21 protein-coding genes are annotated in these 21,165 nt (G+C 42.6%); 20 read left to right on the top strand and 1 reads right to left on the bottom strand.

Features of this window, described 5'->3' with window-relative positions:
* Nucleotides 1-14: 14 nt before the first annotated feature.
* The 19 genes from nuoL to BRLA_RS21260 all read left to right on the top strand — a co-directional run bounded on the left by nuoL (nt 15) and on the right by BRLA_RS21260 (nt 18,475).
* Nucleotides 15-1,931, top strand: coding sequence for an NADH-quinone oxidoreductase subunit L (nuoL, locus tag BRLA_RS21350; RefSeq protein WP_003334265.1), 1,917 nt, complete (start codon nt 15-17; stop codon nt 1,929-1,931).
* The gene (locus BRLA_RS21345; RefSeq protein ID WP_003334266.1) at nt 1,921-3,474 is read left to right on the top strand and encodes a complex I subunit 4 family protein; all 1,554 of its coding nucleotides are present in this window, start codon (nt 1,921-1,923) and stop codon (nt 3,472-3,474) included. The genes nuoL and BRLA_RS21345 overlap by 11 nt, the downstream gene beginning before the upstream one ends.
* A 3-nt stretch (nt 3,475-3,477) precedes the next feature.
* Nucleotides 3,478-4,998 carry an NADH-quinone oxidoreductase subunit NuoN gene (gene nuoN, locus BRLA_RS21340; protein ID WP_003334267.1) on the top strand — a complete coding sequence of 507 codons (1,521 nt, stop codon included), beginning with the start codon at nt 3,478-3,480 and terminating at the stop codon, nt 4,996-4,998.
* A gap of 272 nt (nt 4,999-5,270) precedes the next feature.
* On the top strand, nt 5,271-5,510 hold the full coding sequence (locus BRLA_RS21335) for a DUF1146 family protein (RefSeq protein WP_003342326.1): 240 nt from the start codon (nt 5,271-5,273) through the stop codon (nt 5,508-5,510).
* A 75-nt stretch (nt 5,511-5,585) separates the two neighbouring features.
* Nucleotides 5,586-6,335: a YwmB family TATA-box binding protein gene (locus BRLA_RS21330; RefSeq protein ID WP_003334269.1), complete on the top strand. Its 750-nt coding sequence runs from the start codon at nt 5,586-5,588 to the stop codon at nt 6,333-6,335.
* A gap of 20 nt (nt 6,336-6,355) precedes the next feature.
* Nucleotides 6,356-7,690, top strand: coding sequence for a UDP-N-acetylglucosamine 1-carboxyvinyltransferase (gene murA, locus BRLA_RS21325; RefSeq protein ID WP_003334270.1), 1,335 nt, complete (start codon nt 6,356-6,358; stop codon nt 7,688-7,690).
* 158 nt (nt 7,691-7,848) lie between these two features.
* Nucleotides 7,849-8,349, top strand: a complete 501-nt coding sequence (locus BRLA_RS21320) for an Lrp/AsnC family transcriptional regulator (protein ID WP_003334271.1) — start codon at nt 7,849-7,851, stop codon at nt 8,347-8,349.
* Nucleotides 8,346-9,521: an aminotransferase gene (locus BRLA_RS21315; RefSeq protein WP_003334272.1), complete on the top strand. Its 1,176-nt coding sequence runs from the start codon at nt 8,346-8,348 to the stop codon at nt 9,519-9,521. Before BRLA_RS21320 ends, BRLA_RS21315 begins: the two co-directional genes overlap by 4 nt.
* 100 nt (nt 9,522-9,621) lie before the next feature.
* Complete coding sequence (spoIID, locus tag BRLA_RS21310) at nt 9,622-10,620, top strand: stage II sporulation protein D (protein ID WP_003334274.1); 999 nt, start codon at nt 9,622-9,624, stop codon at nt 10,618-10,620.
* Nucleotides 10,621-10,706: 86 nt separating this feature from the next.
* Nucleotides 10,707-11,426 (top strand): M23 family metallopeptidase, encoded by a 720-nt coding sequence (locus BRLA_RS21305; protein WP_003334275.1) that lies wholly within the window; start codon nt 10,707-10,709, stop codon nt 11,424-11,426.
* Nucleotides 11,427-11,687: 261 nt separating this feature from the next.
* Entirely contained in the window at nt 11,688-11,972 is a 285-nt protein-coding gene (gene spoIIID / locus BRLA_RS21300; RefSeq protein WP_003334276.1) for a sporulation transcriptional regulator SpoIIID, read from the top strand.
* Between the two features lie 96 nt (nt 11,973-12,068).
* On the top strand, nt 12,069-13,076 hold the full coding sequence (locus BRLA_RS21295; RefSeq protein WP_003334277.1) for a rod shape-determining protein: 1,008 nt from the start codon (nt 12,069-12,071) through the stop codon (nt 13,074-13,076).
* Nucleotides 13,077-13,088: 12 nt separating this feature from the next.
* Nucleotides 13,089-13,991, top strand: a complete 903-nt coding sequence (locus BRLA_RS21290; protein ID WP_003334278.1) for a flagellar hook-basal body protein — start codon at nt 13,089-13,091, stop codon at nt 13,989-13,991.
* An 18-nt stretch (nt 13,992-14,009) separates the two neighbouring features.
* Nucleotides 14,010-14,864 (top strand): flagellar hook-basal body protein, encoded by an 855-nt coding sequence (locus BRLA_RS21285; protein WP_003334279.1) that lies wholly within the window; start codon nt 14,010-14,012, stop codon nt 14,862-14,864.
* Between the two features lie 26 nt (nt 14,865-14,890).
* A complete protein-coding gene (locus BRLA_RS21280) occupies nt 14,891-15,133 on the top strand; it encodes a DNA-directed RNA polymerase subunit beta (protein WP_022586165.1) in 243 nt (80 codons plus the stop codon).
* A gap of 235 nt (nt 15,134-15,368) precedes the next feature.
* The gene (locus BRLA_RS21275; protein WP_003334281.1) at nt 15,369-15,896 is read left to right on the top strand and encodes a CDP-alcohol phosphatidyltransferase family protein; all 528 of its coding nucleotides are present in this window, start codon (nt 15,369-15,371) and stop codon (nt 15,894-15,896) included.
* 146 nt (nt 15,897-16,042) lie between these two features.
* The gene (gene fabZ, locus BRLA_RS21270; protein WP_035301648.1) at nt 16,043-16,471 is read left to right on the top strand and encodes a 3-hydroxyacyl-ACP dehydratase FabZ; all 429 of its coding nucleotides are present in this window, start codon (nt 16,043-16,045) and stop codon (nt 16,469-16,471) included.
* Between the two features lie 133 nt (nt 16,472-16,604).
* Complete coding sequence (locus BRLA_RS21265) at nt 16,605-17,345, top strand: WecB/TagA/CpsF family glycosyltransferase (RefSeq protein ID WP_003334283.1); 741 nt, start codon at nt 16,605-16,607, stop codon at nt 17,343-17,345.
* A 14-nt stretch (nt 17,346-17,359) separates the two neighbouring features.
* Complete coding sequence (locus BRLA_RS21260) at nt 17,360-18,475, top strand: glycosyltransferase family 4 protein (protein ID WP_003334284.1); 1,116 nt, start codon at nt 17,360-17,362, stop codon at nt 18,473-18,475.
* A 477-nt stretch (nt 18,476-18,952) separates the two neighbouring features.
* Here the strand turns inward: BRLA_RS21260 and BRLA_RS21255 are convergent, their stop codons facing one another.
* A complete protein-coding gene (locus BRLA_RS21255) occupies nt 18,953-19,609 on the bottom strand; it encodes a YigZ family protein (protein WP_003334286.1) in 657 nt (218 codons plus the stop codon).
* A 311-nt stretch (nt 19,610-19,920) separates the two neighbouring features.
* Here BRLA_RS21255 and BRLA_RS21250 point away from each other — a divergent pair, with 311 nt between their 5' ends.
* A complete protein-coding gene (locus BRLA_RS21250) occupies nt 19,921-21,084 on the top strand; it encodes a TolC family protein (RefSeq protein WP_003334287.1) in 1,164 nt (387 codons plus the stop codon).
* The last annotated feature ends 81 nt before the right edge of the window (nt 21,085-21,165 follow it).

The raw sequence follows: 21,165 nt of genomic DNA, 5'->3' as shown, positions 1-21,165 counted from the left end.
GGATAGGTGAAAATATGGAAACAAGTATGCAGTACGCTTGGCTCGTACCGCTTTTTCCTCTGATCGCTTTTGCCATCATCCTCTCGTTCGGACGGCAATTAAAAGAGGGAGCGGGGTACATAAGCATTCTATTGACGGCGGCATCTCTGGTGCTGGCTTGTATTACGTTCGTGGCTCGTTTTCAGGAAGGGGCACAGGATTACGTACTCAGCATGAAATGGCTCCAAGTAGGGGATTATGTCATTCCTGTAGGCTTTGAAGTCAATCAATTAAACGCCATGATGCTGGTGATCGTTTCCGTTGTGAGCTTGTTAGTACAGATTTATTCGCGTGGATATATGCAGGGAGATCAGCGTTTTCCTGTTTTTTATCAATATTTAGCGCTATTTACCTTCTCCATGCTTGGTTTGGTGATCTCACCAAATCTCCTACAACTCTATATCTTTTGGGAGTTGGTGGGTGTTTGTTCTTTCCTTTTGGTAGGGTATTACTACTTTAAACCAGAGGCTAAGGCGGCGGCCAAAAAAGCTTTTATCGTCACTCGAATAGGTGATGTTGGATTATTTATTGCCATTTGCCTGCTGTTTTGGCAAACAGGACGCTTTGAATTTGATAATATTTTTACGGCTATTCAGGGCGGGAAAGTAGAACCGTTTATCATTACCTTGGCTGCTATTCTCATTTTTGTCGGAGCGGCAGGAAAATCAGGTCAATTTCCGCTCCATACATGGTTGCCTGATGCGATGGAAGGCCCAACCCCTGTGTCTGCTTTAATTCATGCGGCTACAATGGTAGCGGCTGGGGTATATCTGGTTGCGACAACATTTCCACTATTTATTGAGTCGCCAATCGCCTTAGATGTAGTGGCATATGTTGGTGGATTTACAGCCATTTTTGCCGCCTTTATTGGACTCACGCAACGTGATATGAAACGTGTTCTTGCCTACTCTACAGTTAGTCAGCTTGGTTTTATGATGATGGCCTTGGGAGTAGCTGGGGCGGCGGGTTATGTGGCAGGAACCTTTCATCTGATGACGCATGCTTTTTTTAAAGCATTATTATTCCTTGCCGCGGGTAGCGTGATACATGCGGTACACACTCAGGATGTATTTAAAATGGGTGGGTTATCGAAACGTATGCCGGTTACATCCGTTGTTTTTTTGATTGGTTGTCTTGCTATAGCTGGTATCCCTCCCTTCTCTGGCTTCTGGTCGAAGGAAGAGATTTTTGGAGCGGTGTATGCAGCCGGGCGATATGACTTATTAATCATTGCGATTGTCGCTGCATTCTTTACCGCTTTTTATATGTTCCGTTTGTATTTTCTTACGTTTAGAGGAGCGCCTGCTTCTGAAGGGGCTAAAAAAGCATATGAATCACCAAGTGTTATGACGATTCCGATGCTCCTGCTAGCTTTGCTGGCAATTGGTGCCGGGTTTATTAATCTACCGAATGCACCTATGCTAGGGGAATGGATGATGAGTGGCTCTGTCGGTCAGTTCATTATCGATAAATTTGGAGAAGAAGCTGGGCATAGTGCATTATGGTTGCAGATTGTAGCTGTAATCATTTCGTTGTTTGGAATAGGACTCGCTTATCTGATGTATGGCAAAAAAAATCTGCCAACCGATATTATATCCGAACAACTGCCATGGCTTTATCAGCTTTCGTACCGTAAATTTTACATGGATGAGCTCTATACATTTGTATTTATTCGTCCGCTAAAAGGCATTGGTCTTGCTTTTAACTGGCTGGATCACTACATCATTGGTGGTCTGGTTAGAAGCATTGGCGGATTGACCAACATGGTTGGAAGGTTACTAAGTCGCTTACAGTCCGGTCAGATGCAGACCTATGGCTTTGTAGTCTTGCTGGGGCTCGTTGTTCTAATGGTCAGTCTTACGGCGCTAGGAGGTGTTCCTTTTGTTAAATAGCTATCTGTTATCACTCCTGACGTTTTCGCCTATTCTGGCTCTCCTGATCTTATTGTTCGTTCCGAAGCAGCAGGTTAGCATTGTTAAACAAATTGGAGTTCTAGGAACGTTGGTGCCGTTGATTCTGGCATTTATGATGTTTGGTGCCTTTGACTATCAACAGAGAGGCAATCAATTTGAGGAACATGCGACATGGATTCAAATACCTGCATCCATCACGGCCGATCAAGAGCTATACAATTTGCATATTGATTATGAAATGGGTGTAGATGGAATTTCCATGCCTTTGATCCTGATGACAGCTATTATTGGAACACTAGCGGCCGTAGCCTCGTGGGGGGTAAAAAAGAGGGCGAAAGAGTATTTTGTGTTCTTTCATCTATTATTGATCGGGATGTTTGGGGTTTTTGCTGCTCAGAATTTGCTCTTGTTCTTCTTGTTCTTTGAGATAACTCTGGTAGCTATGTATTTCCTCATTGGAATTTGGGGTTATACAGATCGAGAAAAAGCGGCAAACCGTTTTCTTCTATATAACGGGGTTGGCTCAGCTCTCATGTTGGTCGGATTTATCACGTTGTTTTTTGTGAGTGCAATTGTGACACAAGAACCAACTATGAGCATTCCCGTCCTGACAGAAGCACTAACCTCTCCGAACAATGCGTTTATTGAACATGTTCCAGAGACGTTCCGTTGGGGATTGTTCCTGGTGCTATTTATCGCTTTTGGAATTAAGCTTCCGATCTTTCCTTTTCATACGTGGATGCTAAGAGTGCATGTTCAGGCTCCACCGGCTATCGTCATGATTCACTCCGGTATCCTCTTAAAAATGGGCGCATATGGGCTGTTACGCATGGGGATTGGATTTTTTCCCGAAACAGTTCAATATTTTGCGACAGGAATGGCAATTCTGGGGTTAGTTAATATTTTGTACGGGGCAGCGCTTGCCTTTGTCCAAAAGGATCTGAAAATGGTGCTAGCCTACTCCAGTATTAGCCACATGGGTATTATCTTATTAGGATTTGCTTCTATGAATCAGTTTGGTTTTCAAGGAGCTTTATTCCAAGTGATATCACATGGCTTTATTTCAGCGCTCATGTTCTTTTTAGTGGGAATCATTTGGGACCGCACGGGTACTTCTCAGCTGGATCAGCTAGGGGGATTAGCTAAATCAATGCCTTTCGTAAGTGGAGTTTTCCTAGCGGCTGGGATGGCTTCCTTAGGATTGCCGGGGATGTCGGGCTTTATCAGTGAGTTTTTTGCTTTCCTAGGTCTATTTGCGAGTCAGCCTGTTTTAGCGGCGATTGGTTCCTTAGGTATTATCTTTACTGCAGTCTATGTGTTGCGTGCCGTGCTGGCGATAACCTATGGACCGACAAACGAAAAGCATCTGGATTTGGCCGATGCACAGCCGATGGAGGTAATCCCGATTGTTGTATTGCTTGGTTTTATCATCCTGATCGGTGTTTATCCAGCGATGTTAAGCAATCCCTTGCAAGAAACGCTTAAAACCATTGTCATCCATGTGACGGGAATAGGAGGGTAAACGATGGACGTAAAAGATATTTTTTCCTATAACTGGAGCTATCTCCTGCCCGAGTTTACGATTCTTGGTTTTGCCACTGTCCTGTCCATAGTTGACTTGATTGCAGGTAAGCGTCTGAATCGAACGATCATGGGTTGGCTATCACTATTAGGCGTGCTTATAGCTGGGTATTTCATTGTATCTAATGTGACCTCGCTCAAAGAACCTGTCATATATATGGCAGATATGATGCGTGTTGATCATTTTGGTAGTGCATTTAAACTGATATTGTTAGCTGGGGTCGCGTTTGCTTTACTAATGTCGATCAGCTATATAAAGAAAACAGATGAGGTTGTCCATTCTGGAGAGTTCTACTATTTGATGCTAATGGGGCTAGTTGGGTGTATGGTGATGGCCTCTTCGGCTGATTTAATCACGTTATTCGTAGGGCTAGAGCTACTCTCTTTGGCATCGTATATCATGGTCGGTATGCGGAAAAAACGGACCGACAGCAACGAAGCTGCCTTTAAATACGTGGTAGCAGGTGGGATTGCTACAGCTGTTACGCTGTTTGGAATGTCCTATCTATACGGATTTAGCGGTACAACCAATCTGTACGAAATGACCCAACGTTTGTCAGAAGCCTACCAAAGTGGATTCGGTCCAATGATTCTGATCGGTTTTGTCTTTCTCGTGGCAGGTTTGACGTATAAAATCTCAGCGGTACCTAATCATATGTGGGCACCTGACGTGTATCAGGGAGCCGCTACGCCAGTTACTGCTTTTTTAGCGGTCGTTTCCAAGGGGGCTGGTTTTGCGCTCCTCATTCGCGTGATGATTTTAAGCTTTGCGGGGCTATTTAATCAAGAAACCAATCAAAGCGTCTTTGGTGGGATGCTATGGCTTCTATCTATCGTTGCCGGCTTGTCTATGATTGTCGGAAATACGCTGGCGCTACGACAAAAAAATGTGAAGCGTCTCATGGCTTACTCTGGGATAGCCCAAGCAGGTTACCTGTTAGTGCCACTGGTTATTTTGCATCAGACCTTCTTTTTTGAACAAATCATTTTCTATCTAGTTGCCTACCTGATGATGGCTTTTGGTGCTTTTGCACTGATTATGGTGGTGACAGAGGATAGAAAAACACAGGATATTAAAGCCTTTGCCGGTTTATACCATCGTTCTCCGTTGGCGGCAGTGGCTATGACACTATTCTTGCTTTCATTAGCAGGCATTCCTATTTCCGCTGGCTTCTTTGGGAAGTTTTATATTTTCCTAAGCGCAATTGGCAGCGGTAGCTTCTGGCTGGCAGGAATCATGCTTGCGACGAGTGTCGTTTCTTATTATTACTACTTTGGAATCATTCGACAGATGTATATGAGAGCTGGAGAGACAGAGGAGACATTACGATTGCCAATAGGAGTAACAATCATTGTAGTGCTGGCGGCGCTTGGAACCTTTGTCTTCGGACTTGTGCCAGAGGTTCTCATCCAGTACATCCATACTCACTTTAATCCAATGTTTAATTGGGGCGATATGCTGTAAGCAAGAATGTCAGGGAATAGAGAAAACACAGAGGATGGCTATCGGCTGTCCTCTTTTTATTAGAAAAAAGCGTATGTTTGTTCTGTCCTACTAATGGATCAGAGGCTGAGAAATCGTTAATTTTTTTACTACCTATAAAGTTTCTAACATCTCTATGATATCTAGCGCCTTTTCCTTTCAATGCCAACAGGTCTATGGTAAAGTAGTAAAAGAATTCACGCAGGGAAACATTACAAAAATGGAAAATGAGTTTATAGAAAGAAGTGAGAGTTTTGTTGCTCGGTTCAAATGGACTTTACTCCTTGATGATGATTCTTATTTCTGTCATCTGTATAGGTATTAGCTGGTGGGCTATACAAGCTTTTCGCTTTGATCTATTTGTAAAACGTGCAGATAGTGCCCAAACCAAGCTGTTACAAATCTTGCTTTCCATTGTTATCGGACATGGAGTAGCACGTTTTTTCATGGACTATTTAGGTTATTCTCTGTTACTGAATCAATTGTTTCAGTAGATTGGTATAACCCTCCAATTTTACGTACACAATGACTATTAAGATATAGAAAAAGTGTACGGGGAGAGGGAAAGAATGAAAAAGCATATATCTATGGTCTATGTTGTCTTGTTGTGTATTGGGCTGTTTGTTGCAAGTGGCTTTTCCTATTGGACACAAGTAACCAAAGCATCTGTGGCAGCGCAGTTAATAGAAGCTGCCGAAGCCACTGAGGCTACCATAACCGACATTGAGCATCGGACCAGTATACAGCTTGCAACTCTTAGCACGGCTACAGAGTTTCTTTCTCTCGGTCATGAATGGAGCGGTATTCTGGGGATACCTTCTGCACAAGCAGTAACCGCAGAGGGAAAACAGCTCATCTATCAAACCGAAGGAAAAGTGGGTCAAACCAAGCTTCATATTCGCTTGATAGGATTACCTGAGCCCCATAACATCAGCGTATATTTGGTGATCTCGTTGGAAGGGAAGCGGATTCATGCGCAAGATATGGAAAGAGCGTATGAAAAAGTTGTGGCTGAGACCAAAAGAAGGGGTCTGATTCCGCAATTTAGCACTTGTATTCGCGGAATATACAATGATACACTGAGTGATGGTTGGCAGGAGGCTAGGATTAATAAGGTTTTTGCCCTCCTCCAAGCACAAGAAGTTGAGCGATTACAGGATGAATCTGTGACTAGTATTTCGGGCTTTACCGCGCAATGGAAGCCGTATATAATAACCAACGATCAGAAAATGAATGTGCAAGTAGCGACACATGTGGATTCGTTGAACCAATTGACTAGGATCACCTTAGGGACACCTATCATCACAGCGGAATACTAAGCACGCGGAGGGGTATAACATTGGAAAAAATTATTGTCCGCGGTGGTAAGGCATTAGCAGGAAACGTAAAGGTTTCTGGTGCGAAGAATGCGGTTCTACCGATTATTGCTGCATCTATTTTGGCAGAAGAAGGAATATCTATCATTCATGACGTTCCTGGATTGGATGATGTCCATACAATTTGTGAATTGCTTAAAACCCTGCAAATTGACATTACATATCAAAATGAAATGTTAACCATTAATGCGACTGATTTAAAGGGTGTAGAAGCGCCTTATGAATTGGTACGCAAAATGAGAGCATCATTCCTTGTGATGGGACCTTTGCTTGCGCGTAAAGGAAAAGCTCGTATTGCGTTGCCTGGTGGATGTGCGATTGGTACGCGTCCAATTGATCAGCACCTTAAAGGTTTTGAAGCGATGGGTGCTAAAATTGAGATTGGCCAAGGATTTATTGAAGCGAATGTTAATGGTCGCCTGCAAGGAGCAAAAATCTATCTGGATGTTGCAAGTGTAGGGGCTACTGAAAATATTATGATGGCTGCATGTCTAGCTGAAGGAACAACAATTATTGAAAATGCAGCAGAAGAGCCAGAGATTGTGGATTTGGCTAACTTCTTAAATGGCATGGGCGCTAAAATTCGTGGAGCTGGTACAGGTTCCATTCGAATTGAAGGCGTAGAGAGCATGAAGGGCTGCACACATTGTGTGATCCCTGACCGCATTGAAGCCGGAACCTTTATGGTGGCAGCAGCTATTACAGGTGGAGATGTGTTTATTGAAGGAATTATTTCCGATCATGTCAAATCTGTAACTGCTAAGCTTCGTGAAATGGGTGTTACTGTTGATGAACAAGAAAACGGCATTCGTGTTACTCGCAAGGGTTCATTGAAAGCAGTAGACTTGAAAACATTACCGCATCCAGGGTTTCCAACTGATATGCAGTCGCAAATGATGGCGTTACAGCTTGCTTCGGAAGGGACAAGCATTATTACGGAAACTGTATTTGAAAATCGTTTCATGCATGTCGAGGAATTTAGACGCATGAGTGCTAATATCAAGATTGAAGGTCGCAGTGCTATTGTCGAAGGGAATGTGCCACTCACTGGTGCTAAAGTGAGTGCTACTGACCTGCGTGCCGGTGCTGCACTGATTTTGGCTGGACTGATTGCTGAAGGTGAGACAGAAGTAGGCGGCTTGCATCACCTTGACCGAGGTTATGTGAACTTCACTGAAAAATTGCAAATGCTAGGTGCAAATGTAAAGCGTGTGAAGGTAGAAGAGCAAGTAGCTCCAAGCTCTGAAAAAGTAACAGCGAAAGCCTTGAAAGTAAATCTATCTCCTAATTTTGCGTAACGTATAAATTAGGCTGGATAGGTCTGGGAATCCCTTGCCTTTTGGTGAGGGATTTTCTACATTTGTACTGGGATGAGTTCGAAACCCGTGGTAAGATGATGGATAAGCAAAAATAACTGATAACAAAATCAGCATGTAATGGATGGGAGAAGAAGATCATGGAGACTGTGAAAAGCAAAAAACTGCTAATGCTCCTGGAAGAAAATTGCCGACTGAGCAATAAACAACTTGCGCTCTTGTTGGATAGTACAGAAGAAGAGATTGAAGCAGAGATTAAGCGTCTGCAATCTGAGAAGATTATTGTGAAATATCCAGCACTGATCAACTGGGATCGTGTTGAGGATAATCATAATGTAACAGCCATGATTGATGTGAAAGTAACACCGATTCGTGAGGTTGGTTTTGAAAAGGTAGCAGAGCGCATCTCGCGTTTTCCTGAAGTAAAGGCCGTATACCTGATGTCAGGAGCTGGCTATGATATTTCAGTAGTATTAGAAGGCAAAACAATGCATGAGGTTGCTAACTTTGTTACGAAGAAATTAGCTGTTTTAGATAACGTTGTTTCTACAGCGACTCACTTTATTTTGAAGCGCTACAAGCACGATGGTACTATTTTAGAAGATAATGATGACGATCGCAGGATGGTGGTAACGCCATGAGTCAGGTGACTAATAAAAGCCGTTTGTCAGCCATCGTAGGAGAACTTAAACCTTCTGGCATTCGCCGCTTTTTTGATTTGGCAGCTTCTATGGAAGGTGTCATTTCTCTAGGGGTAGGAGAGCCTGACTTCGTGACGCCTTGGCGTATTCGTGAGGCATCTATCTCTTCTTTGGAATGCGGCTATACGGCTTATACCTCCAATGCAGGACTCATGGATTTGCGAAAAGAGATTCAGCGCTACACAGAGGAGCTAATCGGTGTTTCCTACGACCCTGCCAAAGAAATTATGGTGACAGTAGGAGCGAGTGAAGCGATTGATATTGCGCTTCGAGCGATTATTAATCCAGGTGACGAGGTGCTAATTGTTGAGCCATGCTATGTTTCCTACGAGCCTGTCATTCGTTTGGCTGGTGGAGTGCCTGTCTTTTTACACACGTATGCAGAAAACCAATTTAAACTGACACCACAGGAACTAGAAGCCAAAATTACGGAGAAAACTCGCGCGATTATTTTTTGTTATCCGAACAATCCGACTGGCAGCATTATGAGCTTGGAGGAATGGAAGGAATTAGAGCCGATCTTAACCAAGCATGATTTACTCGTCCTCTCTGATGAAATTTATGCTGAGCTAACCTTTGACCAAAAGCATGAGAGTATTGTGAGCTTACCAGGGATGAAGGAGCGTACGATCCTGATTTCTGGATTCTCTAAATCTTTTGCTATGACAGGCTGGCGTCTAGGTTATGTATGTGCTCCGGAAGATTTATTGCAGGGTATGTTAAAAATCCATCAATATACGATGCTTTGTGCCCCGATTACTGGACAGATGGGAGCCCTAGAAGCCTTGCGTGGAGGGCGTGACGATGTAGATCGTATGGTAGAGAGCTATGGCCAACGCCGTAACTTTGTTGTCAAAAGCTTCTCTGAAATGGGACTTTCATGCCATAGACCAGCGGGAGCCTTCTATGCCTTCCCATCTATCGCTTCTACTGGATTAGCATCCGCTGAATTTGCAGAGCGTTTGCTAATGGAAGAAAAGGTAGCAGTTGTTCCAGGCGATGTATTTGGTACTAGTGGAGAGGGATATATTCGTTGCTCATACGCTACATCCTTTGAACAATTGGAGAGGGCGCTAGAGCGTATGGGTCGCTTCGTAGGACGTCTCTCTTAACTTGCTTTTTCTAATCTTGTAAATCGTTCTATCCTCTTGCCTTCATTCATAGACTAGTACAGCAGCAGGTTGTCTAGTTGAAAAGGCAGGGGGATTTTTTATGAGGCGTTACCTTCTTTTTCTCATCTTCGCTCTACCGATTCTCCTTGTTTTTGTACCGGCGGCTCTAGTCATGTATCACACGCCCGATCCAGCAGTAGCCCCTGTTGTGATGGTGGAACAGCAGGGTGAATCCTATTCGGACAACCAGCCTCAGATAAATGTCTTTCGTAGCAAATCAAATAAGATTGAAAAAATGCCGCTAGAGACGTATATCGAGGGTGTGGTTGCGGCGGAAATGCCAGCCGAATTTGAGCTAGAGGCACTGAAAGCCCAAGCAATGGCAGCTCGAACCTATATTGTCCGGCGATTGGCGGAGGGTGATTTTAAAGACGTACCTAAGGGGTCGCATGTTCTTGATACAGTGAAGCACCAAGCCTTCTTAGGAGAAGCAGAGCGAAAGAAAATGTGGGGAAAGCAGTATGAGTGGAAGCAAAATCGGATTCATCAAGCTGTTAAAGGTACTATTGGCAAAGTACTAACCTATGAAGGTAAGCCAATTGAAGCTACCTTTTTTTCAACCAGTAATGGATTTACCGAGAATGCAGAGGATTACTGGTCATCCCGTATTCCCTATTTGCGGAGTGTAGCTAGTCCTTGGGATATTGATTCTCCTAGGTATGAACAAAGCGTTCAGATTCCAATTGAACAATTTCAACAAAGGCTAGGTGTAATGATTGTAGCGACTGCTTCTGATGGCCATTGGTATTCCATTGAGGAGCGAACAGCCGGTAACCGGATTGGACGTATTAAAGTAGGGGAAAAGGAGTTTAGCGGAAAGGAAATAAGAGAAAAGCTGCGTTTATCCTCTAGTTCATTTTCTATGAAAATCAAACAAGGAAATGTAGTGATCACCACAAAAGGCTACGGTCATGGAGTAGGCATGAGTCAATGGGGAGCCAATGGCATGGCGAAAGCAGGTAAATCAGCAGAGCAGATCGTGAAATACTACTATAAAGGAATTACCCTGCAAGATTATCAGAAGGTTATGAAAGTATAAGGTGTGAGAAAATTTTTTTAGTTTTCCCTTGTTTCTCAGGTTTATACGTCAAAAAACTGGCGATACTGAGGGATGAGGTGATCAAAATGGAAGATAAAAGAAATCAAAAACAACCTGTTTCTATGAAAAAGTCAACATGGAGAAGTATCCTAGGCAAAAAATGGGCATTCCCAGCTATCTACATCGGTACAGCAGCAATTATCCTAGCATTCGTGATGTGGTATCAAGGAAGCTTACTAAATCAAGCAACCAAGACTCCACAACAAATTGACAAGGTGACGGTAGTCAATGGTGAAAACAAACCAGCTACTGTTCATGAGAACGAGGAAGCTGTTGCGGTCAACAACACGACACCGACACTTGCGTGGCCGGTAGCAAAAGAAGTCATGTATGAGATTGGCATGGGTTTCTTCAATGAAGAAGCGAATGCTGATGAACAATCTAAGTCATTAGTCAAATTTAACGATTCTTTCGTACCGCATACAGGGATTGATTTAATCTCTACGAACGGTAAAGGATTTGATGTAGCAGCTGCTGGTGACGGGAAAGTTATGAAAGTTTACAATGATCAATTGGTAGGAAATTTAGTGGAAATCGAGCATGCCAATAAGCTGGTAAGTGTATATCAGAGCTTGGAGAAAGTTACCGTGAAGGAAAATGATGAAGTTAAGCAAGGGCAGGTCATCGGTACAGCAGGGCGTAATGTATTTGAGAAGGATGCAAAAGCACATCTCCACTTTGAAGTTCGCATGGATGGAAACTCCGTTGATCCGCACAAGTTTTTAAAAGAAGCACAACCGCAATAAACGGAAAATGTTTCAGTACAGCTGTCGCATAGCCTTAGGAAAAAAGGGTTGGGAGAAATCTCAGCTCTTTTTTTATGGCAGGTCTGTTGTTGTGTAAAAGCAGCCAAACCCTAGATGTGGTGCGGATAATTGCCTAGCTAGTGTACAAACCCTCAAAAAAAGATGGGTACTTGTTGGCTTGTCACATGAGGATATGTAGAATATGTGTCCCCCTCAACCCATATATTGTATCAGACAATTTGATGCTGGGAGGCGAGGGGCGTGCACGATTACATCAAAGAGCGAACCATTAAAATAGGTAGATATATTGTGGAAACGCGCAATACGGTTCGCATGATCGCCAAGGAGTTTGGAGTGTCCAAAAGTACGGTCCACAAGGATTTGACGGAAAGGCTGCCAGAGATCAATCCCGAACTGGCTAACCAAGTAAAAGAGATTTTAGAATATCATAAAGCAATTCGTCATTTACGTGGTGGAGAGGCTACCAAAATCAAGTATAAGCGCAAGAATAAAAAGGCTCGCAGAGAGCAGGAAGAGAGTGTGTAAGAAATATTTTATCTAATGAAGGTTTTCCTTGTACATTTCCAAAATAATTCCTATAGTATTAGGTAGCAAGGTTAGTAAGTACAGGGAGGCCCTTTCATGTTGAGTAAAGATATTGGAATCGACTTAGGAACTGCCAATGTGTTAATTTATGTTAAAGGCAGAGGCATTGTTTTAGATGAACCGTCCGTAGTAGCAATAGATGATCATACCAAAAAGGTTTTGGCTGTCGGGAACGAAGCACATCGTATGGTCGGCCGTACACCAGGAAACATTATTGCGATTCGTCCTTTGCGTGATGGGGTTATAGCTGATTTCGAGATTACAGAAGCAATGTTAAAACACTTTATGGCTAAAATCGGAGCAAAAAGCTTTTTCGCGCGTCCTCGTATTCTTATCTGCTGCCCAACCAATATTACATCTGTTGAGCAAAAAGCAATCCGTGAGGCTGCTGAGCGAAGTGGAGGGGCACGTGAAGTGTTCATTGAAGAAGAACCAAAGGTGGCAGCTATCGGAGCTGGAATGGATATTTACCAACCATCTGGTAATATGGTAGTTGATATAGGCGGTGGAACCACGGATGTAGCGGTTCTATCCATGGGAGATATCGTCACCGCCTCATCGATCAAAGTAGCTGGTGATAAATTCGACCTAGCCATTATGAGGTACATAAAGAGTAAATATAAAATGTTAATCGGAGAACGGACGGCTGAAGACATCAAAGTACAGATCGGAACTGTCTATGGTTCACGCCAGGATGAAATGGACATCCGCGGACGTGATATGGTAAGTGGCTTGCCGCAAACCATCACGATTCGTTCGCAGGAGGTACAGATTTCCCTGGCTGAATCAGTGAGTCAGATCGTACAAGCTTCAAAAAATGTTTTAGAACGAACACCTCCAGAGCTTTCTGCCGATATTATTGATAAGGGAGTTTTCTTGACCGGCGGAGGAGCGCTCCTGCACGGTTTAGATCAAATGCTGATGGACGAGCTGAAGGTACCTGTATTGGTTGCAGAAGAACCCATGAACTGCGTAGCCAAAGGAACAGGCTTGATGCTTGATTATCTGGATAAACTTCCTAGTCGTAAAAAGTTTTTTGGATAAGGAGGAGTTCTCTTGATTAGAGGGCTATACACGGCCGGCTCCGGCATGGTGGCATTGCAGAACCGTCAAGAGGCGTTGGCTAACAATTTGGCCAACATAAATACACCAGGATACAAACAGAATGAGGGCGTGCTACGCTCGTTTCCTGAAGAGCTATTGATGCGTATGAATGATGAAGAAGGTCCCGAGGTAAAGGGCTACCCGAAGATTGACAGGCATTCGGTACAAATCGGCAGACTGCATCAAGGTGTCTATATGTCTGAATCGATTTCTAACTTTATTCAAGGCGATATTGCTGAGAGTAATAATCCGTATGATGTTGCTTTGACGGATAACCTGCCAATCCCGGAAAATGCCCCCCTCTTTAATCGGAAACCAGTTCAGCCTAAGCTATTTGTTAGTGTAGCTAAATTGGAAAACGTAAACGGGACGGCAACAGCGGAACAAATTCGCTATGGACGCAATGGGAATTGGAATGTAAATACCCAAGGATATCTGGTGAATTCTGATGGCTACTATCTGTTAGGCAATGATAATCGTCCTATTCAGATTAGTGATGACACGGGTCTATTAGATGGGAAAATAACGATTGATGCTGATGGACTCATTCACCTGTCAGACGGTACGACACGTCAATTAGGACTTGTAAAAGCAAATAATCCTTTTCAAATGGTGCGTGAGGGAAACAATGTATTTCGTCCGCAAAATCCTGAGGATGTACAAGCTCTTGACGGTACTGACACTGGGCGCTATGCTATCCGACAAGGATGGATTGAGCGTGCCAATGTTGATCCAACCCGTACAATGACTGATATGATGACGGTAATGAGATCGTATGAAGCAAATCAGCGCGTAATTACCACATTGGACGGTACGATGGATAAAGCCGTAAATGAAGTTGGACGTGTAACCTAATAGAAAAGGGGAGCCTGCATGCAATCATTAAATATTTCTACATCTGCCCTGCGTGCTGTCCAACAGGTGCTTGACGTTACATCAAATAACATTGCTAATGTGAACACTGTAGGTTTTAAGGGGAGCAGCGCAGATTTTTCCGAGTTGTTGTCAGACACTATGGACAAACAACCAGTTACGGATCAAGTCAATCGTAATACGCCAGCGGGCATCTCTATTGGAAGCGGTGTGAAGCTGGGCATGACCCGCACCAGTCTAAAGCAAGGTGGAGTGCTTACGACAGAAGCTCCCACTGACCTTATGATTGAAGGCGACGGCATGTTTATAGTCCGCAAGCAAATGATGGATGAAAACGGACAAGTCATTTTCCGTAATGGACGCCCTGCAGAAGAGTATTATGCAACACGTAATGGTAATTTCCATTTGCAAAAGAATGCAAATGAGCGGTATAATCTGCTAACGGCTACTGGTGAAGTACTTGTCGACGCTTCAGGTATTGAAATTGATATCGATGACCCGCAAGGCGGACAAATTACTGTCAACGATCACGGTGAAATCCTTGTTAATGGAAAGTCAGCATCTATCAGTACAATTCCTTTATTTAAGATTAAAAACCAAGATCGATATGAGAGAGTAGGTCAAAATAATCTACGTATTACGAATAACGCCGCTGATTTGGCAGGTATGACCAGAATTGATTATGCTAGTGGTGAAGGTCAACTGCGCCAAGGCATGCTGGAAACTTCAAACGTAGAGCTGAATCACGAAATGACTCAGCTTATGCTAGCTCAACGTGCCTACCAATTTAATGCACGTGCGCTATCAATTAGCGATCAGATGATGAGTACAGCAAATATGCTACGTAGCCGATAGGAAATTAGTAAGGAGGACCCCAAGCAGTGAACCAGGTGAGAGGACGTAACACACAACGTGAAGAGTTGGATGCAAAAGAGGTAAAGTCGAAAAAAGGTAGGAGCTTCCCAAGAGTGCTTGTAAAAGTAACCATGGTGCCTATCCTGTTATTTATCTCTCTTGCGATAGGCCTTGCTATCGGGTTTTCTGTCGTGGGAAAGATGCCTCTATCCCAAGCATTCCAGTTTGAGACGTATAAGCATATTTACGATTTGATGTTTTCAAATTAATAAAGTACAAGCATGATCAGATAGAAGTCCTTTTCTGTAGGGGAAGAGGGCTTCTTTTTTCATGATGAGGGTGCAAAATGGAATAGATTTGATTCCTTCCTTACTCCTAGTTGCTGTTTGTTCGCTGAAAAGGGTATAATGAGAAGTGCTTGTGTGAACATAAGATGAACGATTTTCTCTGGAAAATACTCTTCTCGCTCTTGTTACAGAGCCGGAATAAACGGAGGTATGCTCGGTGAATGTTCCTAATGCGTTAACTCTTTTACGCATCGCATTGGTCCCGATCTACCTGATTGTGTTCTTTTCCGACCATATTATCTGGGCCTATTTCATTCTTATCTTCGCAGGCCTTACGGATGTGGTGGATGGATATATAGCACGTACTTATAAAATGACTACTGCAACAGGTGAAATGCTCGATCCACTAGCCGATAAATTGATGATGTTAGCCGTTATCTTTTCGTTCTTGCTATCTGGTCGTATCAGCATTTGGGCTGCATCCGTATTCTTTTTACGAGATTTAGCAATGATTATTCTTTCTGCCTTTTTTCATTTTCGTGGAAAGAAGCTCGTATCGGCTAATATTTATGGGAAGGTAACCACCGTGTTATTTTATATCGTGTTTACTTCCATCATGTTTCAATACACATATGGTGAATTATTTTTATGGATCGTTATTTTGTTCTCCATTTTGACCAGTGCCATTTATTTAATGAAAGTATTATTGTTAAACAAGGATATAGGAGAAAAGAGCACTCCGTAACCGAAGTGCCCCTTTATAGGAAACCCTCGTCCTGATTGGGACAAGACAAGGGAGTACTTATATTGTAAGTAGATCGAACAACTCACATACATAGCATAGCTAGTGAAAATATGGAAGTGGAGGAAAAACGCGTGGAATATCCAACAATCTTAGATGCTGTACAAATTCAGGAGATCATCCCTCATCGCTATCCATTTCTTTTAGTGGATCGAATTGTAGAGGTAGAATACGGGAAACGCTCTGTTGGATTGAAAAATGTAACGATGAATGAACCATTTTTTCAGGGGCATTTTCCCGGCTATCCTGTTATGCCAGGCGTATTAATTGTGGAAGCACTTGCTCAAGTCGGTGCAGTAGCAATTTTGGGTAAAGAAGAGAATAAAGGGAAATTAGCTTTTTTTGCAGGTATTGACAATTTCCGTTTTAAAGAACAAGTAAAGCCAGGTGACACATTGCTGTTAGAAGTAGTAATGACAAGGGTTCGCGGTTCTGTTGGAAAAGGAAATGCAGTGGCGCGAGTTGGCGAAAAAGTAGTGGCAGAAGGCGAAATTATGTTTGCCATCGCCAATAAATAAGCAAATTAGACAAAGAAGAACATGGGCACATTCTGGAATTGATCTTGAATGTGCCTTTCTTTTAGAGTAAAATTGGCTACGTGCAACCTGTCTCTTTAAGGCCTACATAATAGAATTAGTGGGGGCATATATTATGAAAGTCGCGCGAATCCTGGGGGTTCCGTTTTCTACTAAAGGTTTGCAGGATACGGTGCAGCATTTGACCGATCTTGTCAGACTTGGGGAGCGTACACACGTCGTTACCGCCAATCCAGAAATCGTGATGCTATCTCAAGGAAACAAAAACATGGCACGCTTGATGGAACAAGCCTATGTAGTGCCAGATGGCATTGGAATTATTTATGCAGCTCGGTGGTTAAACGCCCCGATACGCGAACGTGTTACAGGTGTTGAATTATTAGAGCATCTCATGATACAAGCCAATGAAAATCATTGGGGAATTTATTTATTAGGGGCTTCGCCGGATGTAAATGAGAAAGCGGCTGAAGTTCTACAGGAACGTTTTCCACAAGCAAACATTGTTGGTCGACAACATGGATATTTTAAGCCTGAGGAAGAGGCCAGAATTGTCGCAGATATACAAGAAAAGAAACCAAATTTACTATTTGTAGCCATGGGTGCACCAAAACAAGATGAATGGATAGCAAAATACTGGGATGCACTTCCTGTTTCACTTGCTATGGGAGTTGGAGGATGCTTAGATGTCATTTCTGGTAAAGTAAAACGTGCCCCACAAATGTGGCAGCAATTACACTTGGAATGGCTATATCGCTTACTAAAAGATCCATCGAGATGGAGAAGACAACTGGCAATACCACACTTTGTCGCCACAGTGCTGTGGAGCCGTTTGAAGAAACGTTCCGAGTCTCAGTAGAGAGGGGAAACATCATGTCTGGTTATGTCTTCGGACTGTTGACTGCAATGGTTGTGGCTTTTATCGCTACACCATATGTAAAAAAACTAGCAATAAAAATTGGAGCAGTTGATGCTCCCAACGATAGAAAAGTACACACCAAAATTATGCCGCGCATGGGTGGACTTGCGATTTTTATAGGATTTGTAGTGGCGCTGTTTATTTTCTTAAAGCCTTTAACAAATGAAATGCTGGGAATCTTTATAGGTGGAACGATTGTGCTAATCACCGGGATTCTCGATGATAAGTATCAGTTGTCCCCTAAGTGGAAGCTGCTTGGGCAAATCATCGGAACAGCGGTTGTCGTAATCGGGTTTGGCTTAAAGATTGGAGTAGTGAATCTTCCATTCGGGGATGTTGGCTTAGACTTCTCCACAGGCTGGTTAGCTGTACTAGCTATTCCTATTACGATGGTATGGATTATTGGGGTCACTAATGCCATTAATCTGATTGATGGATTAGACGGACTGTCTGCTGGTGTGTCTGGTATTGCCACAGCTACTATGGGTGTTATGGCGATTATCATGAAGGATACTGGTGTTGCGATGTATTGCTTCATTTTGCTTGGAGCAATCATTGGCTTCCTTTATTTTAACTTCCATCCAGCCAAAATTTTTATGGGTGATACAGGAGCGTTATTCTTAGGATTTAATTTAGCGGCTCTTTCCATTATGGGCTTTAAAGAAGCGGTATTTGTTTCCTTTATCATTCCAATTGTGGTTCTGGGGGTTCCGTTGTGGGATACGTTCTTCGCGATTGTACGTCGTATTCTGAATAACAAACCAATTTCCAGTGCAGATAAAGGGCACTTGCACCACTGCTTGTTGAATATGGGACTCTCCCATCGAACAACAGTTATCACAATCTATGGAATGAGTGCGTTTTTTGGTGGAGCAGCTATCCTGCTTACAAAGGTAACCAACGCACAGCATACCATTTGGATGACGCTTATTATTCTGGCTGTTTTAGGGTTTGTCATTCACATGGTGACCGAAATTGTAGGCTTGGTTGGTCGTAAGCACCGTCCAATCCTCAATGCTTATGAACGTTTAAAATTAAAAGTAAGCAACTCGATGCGTCGAGGTCAATAATAGTAAGAGCCGCTCTTCAATTAGCGGCTCTTTTTTATTTTAGACACGGCTGAAAAAATTACGAACGATAAACATGAAGCCCAAGATTTAAAAGGTAGTGATAAAAAATTGATGGATCACTTTTCATCTCCTAGACATTAGGAGAGAAAAGTAGGCAAACAAAAACGGATTATGTATGTGTTAGGGTTGAAAATAAGCGGGAAATGAACTGTTGCGTGTTTGATTTTTTTAAGAAATAAATCTTTGTCTGTAAATTTTCCTTCATTAATATAGGTGCAAAGTTAGAAATAAAAAACACCTGCCGTAATTTGGCAAGTGCTTGTTCATACGAGTAAGGTCTAGTATTTCACAAATAATCCTTATATAGTTGTATAGGAAACCATTTGTCTAATAGGAAGGTGCAACCTTCAAATGGTTTTATGCGTATAGTTAAGTAGATACTGGTTTTGTATAATCTTTCAAGATGTCATCCCTTTTTTATTCGGTATCTTCCTGAATGGCTTCGACGGGTAGCTCTACATACTCTTTATTTCCGAGGGTCAGTGTAGCCTTACCATTTGTAAGATCTGTGATTCGTTCGATAAAGGCTGTTTCCTCTCCTTGTGGCAACTGTACCCGAACGGTTACGGAATCGGCGTAATCAATACCTGCTACTCGGTGGTTTCCCAGTCGCAGCTCGTTTTCCACCTTCCCCCACCAATGATAATCTAATGAAATGATTACTTCTTGGTGAAGAATGTGGGCAACGATGCCGGCTGCTTTCAATGCTGTGACCGTACCTGCTGTATAAGCGCGTACCAGCCCGCCTGCTCCTAATTTGATACCACCAAAGTAGCGAGTTACGACAACAACCGTATCTTTTACCCCATTTTTCTTGATGCATTCTAATATGGGCTTTCCAGCTGTGCCGCTTGGTTCACCATCGTCGCTGGAACGCTGGATTTGGTCATTCTCCCCTATGACGAATGCAGAACAGTTATGGGTTGCGTCCCAATGCTTTTTCTTTATCATAGCGATGAAAGCAGTCGCTTCTTCTTCTGTAGTTACACGCTGTGCGTAACCAATGAAGCGGGACCGTTCAATAACGATCTCATCTTCTCCGTAGCCAGCCAGGGTTTTATAATGTTGTAACATTTGCATCACCTCATGCTACCAGCATAACGAGAAACAGAGAACCTTGCAAACGTTGTGTAATTTTTTGCAGATAGTAGACGTATTGTAAATGAGTACAAGGAAAAATGCATTTGCAATACAAGCAATTTGCATAAGAGACCTGAGTGTTGTATACAAGACTTAGGATGAAGTAAATCAAAGTCTAAGCAAATCTGTAACAAAATACGAATGATTTGCCAGAGACCAATTTACGCCAAATATGGTATGGTACTAATGTAGATAGACGTGAAAGTTTCATAAATCGAATGGTAAGAGAGAAGGAGTGTACAGATATGAATTTTCCTTATTCAAAAAAATGGGTTGCTCTAACAGTAGCAGCGATGGTTATGACTTCAGGTAGTGGACTTGCTGCGGCAGCCACTACAGCAGCACCAACAACAACTCAACAAGTGACTGTTAAGAAGGAACAAGAAGTAGGAGCTAACGATCTTACTATTGAAAAAGCGGTACAGCTTACATTAGAAAATAATCTGGACTATAAAAAAGCAAAGATTGCTGTAGATAATGCGATGATTGCCGCAAACGCGGCTGCTTTCGCTAGTACTAAAGTCAAGGAAGGCATGATTGAAGATGTTGGCACTGCGAATAGTAAATATGTAGGAACGGTTAAAGCGGAGGGACAGGAGAAGCTTGGGAAGCTTGCCTTGAAACGTTCTGAGGGTAGCTTTAAGCTAGGTGCAGAGAAACTATACTTTGATTTGTTAAATGCTGAGGATGATTTAACATTAAAAAAACAAAGTCTGGAACGTTCCGAATCTCAGTTGAAAATTGCTAATGCAGCATTTGGTGTAGGTACACGTGCAAAAACGGATGTATTGCAAGCAGAAGCAGGGGTAGCTCAGGCTAAGGCTACAGTTGCTCAAGCTGAGTCTGCAAAAGACATCGCCAGACTAGAGCTTAACAAATTTATGGGTGTAGACCTGAATAAAAAATGGAACCTACTGACAAAACAAACAAGTGAAAATGTAGAAGTGATGGATGTTGAAAAAGCAATCAACAAAGCATTAAAAGAACATGTAGACATCCTAACTGCTCAACAAGAAATTACAAACTCAGAAAAAGAACTGGAAGTCATTGAGAAGTACTCGATCCTCTCTGGATTCGGGGGCCAAAAAGCTAAGAATGACTACGAAACAAATAAATTAGCTTTAACACAAACACAAAATCAAGTTAAAGTGGATCTCATGCAGTCCTACTACAACTTAAATTCAATTAAAACTGCACTAGAAGCCCTTAAAAAGGGTACAGAAGCTGCAACAGAGAACTATCGTTTAACTAAGTTACGCTTCGAGAACGGCTTGGCAACAGCAGTTGAGGTAGTTACTGCTGAGGAAGAGCTATCTAAGGCGGAAAACAGCTATCAAAAGAATTTGCATCAGCTAAACCTGGCTGTTATGTCATACGAAAATGCCGTTTTGCAATCAACTAAAGGTTAATAAAACACACAAAAATAGGGGAATTACCAACTGTTTGTAGGCAAACAGTTAAAGAGGGGATAGATTATTCTATCCCCTCTT

It is taken from the genome of Brevibacillus laterosporus LMG 15441 (assembly GCF_000219535.2).
Taxonomy (GTDB): domain Bacteria; phylum Bacillota; class Bacilli; order Brevibacillales; family Brevibacillaceae; genus Brevibacillus_B; species Brevibacillus_B halotolerans.
The sequence above is the reverse complement of the archived record's forward strand: the minus strand, read 5'-3'. Positions and strand labels throughout refer to the sequence as shown.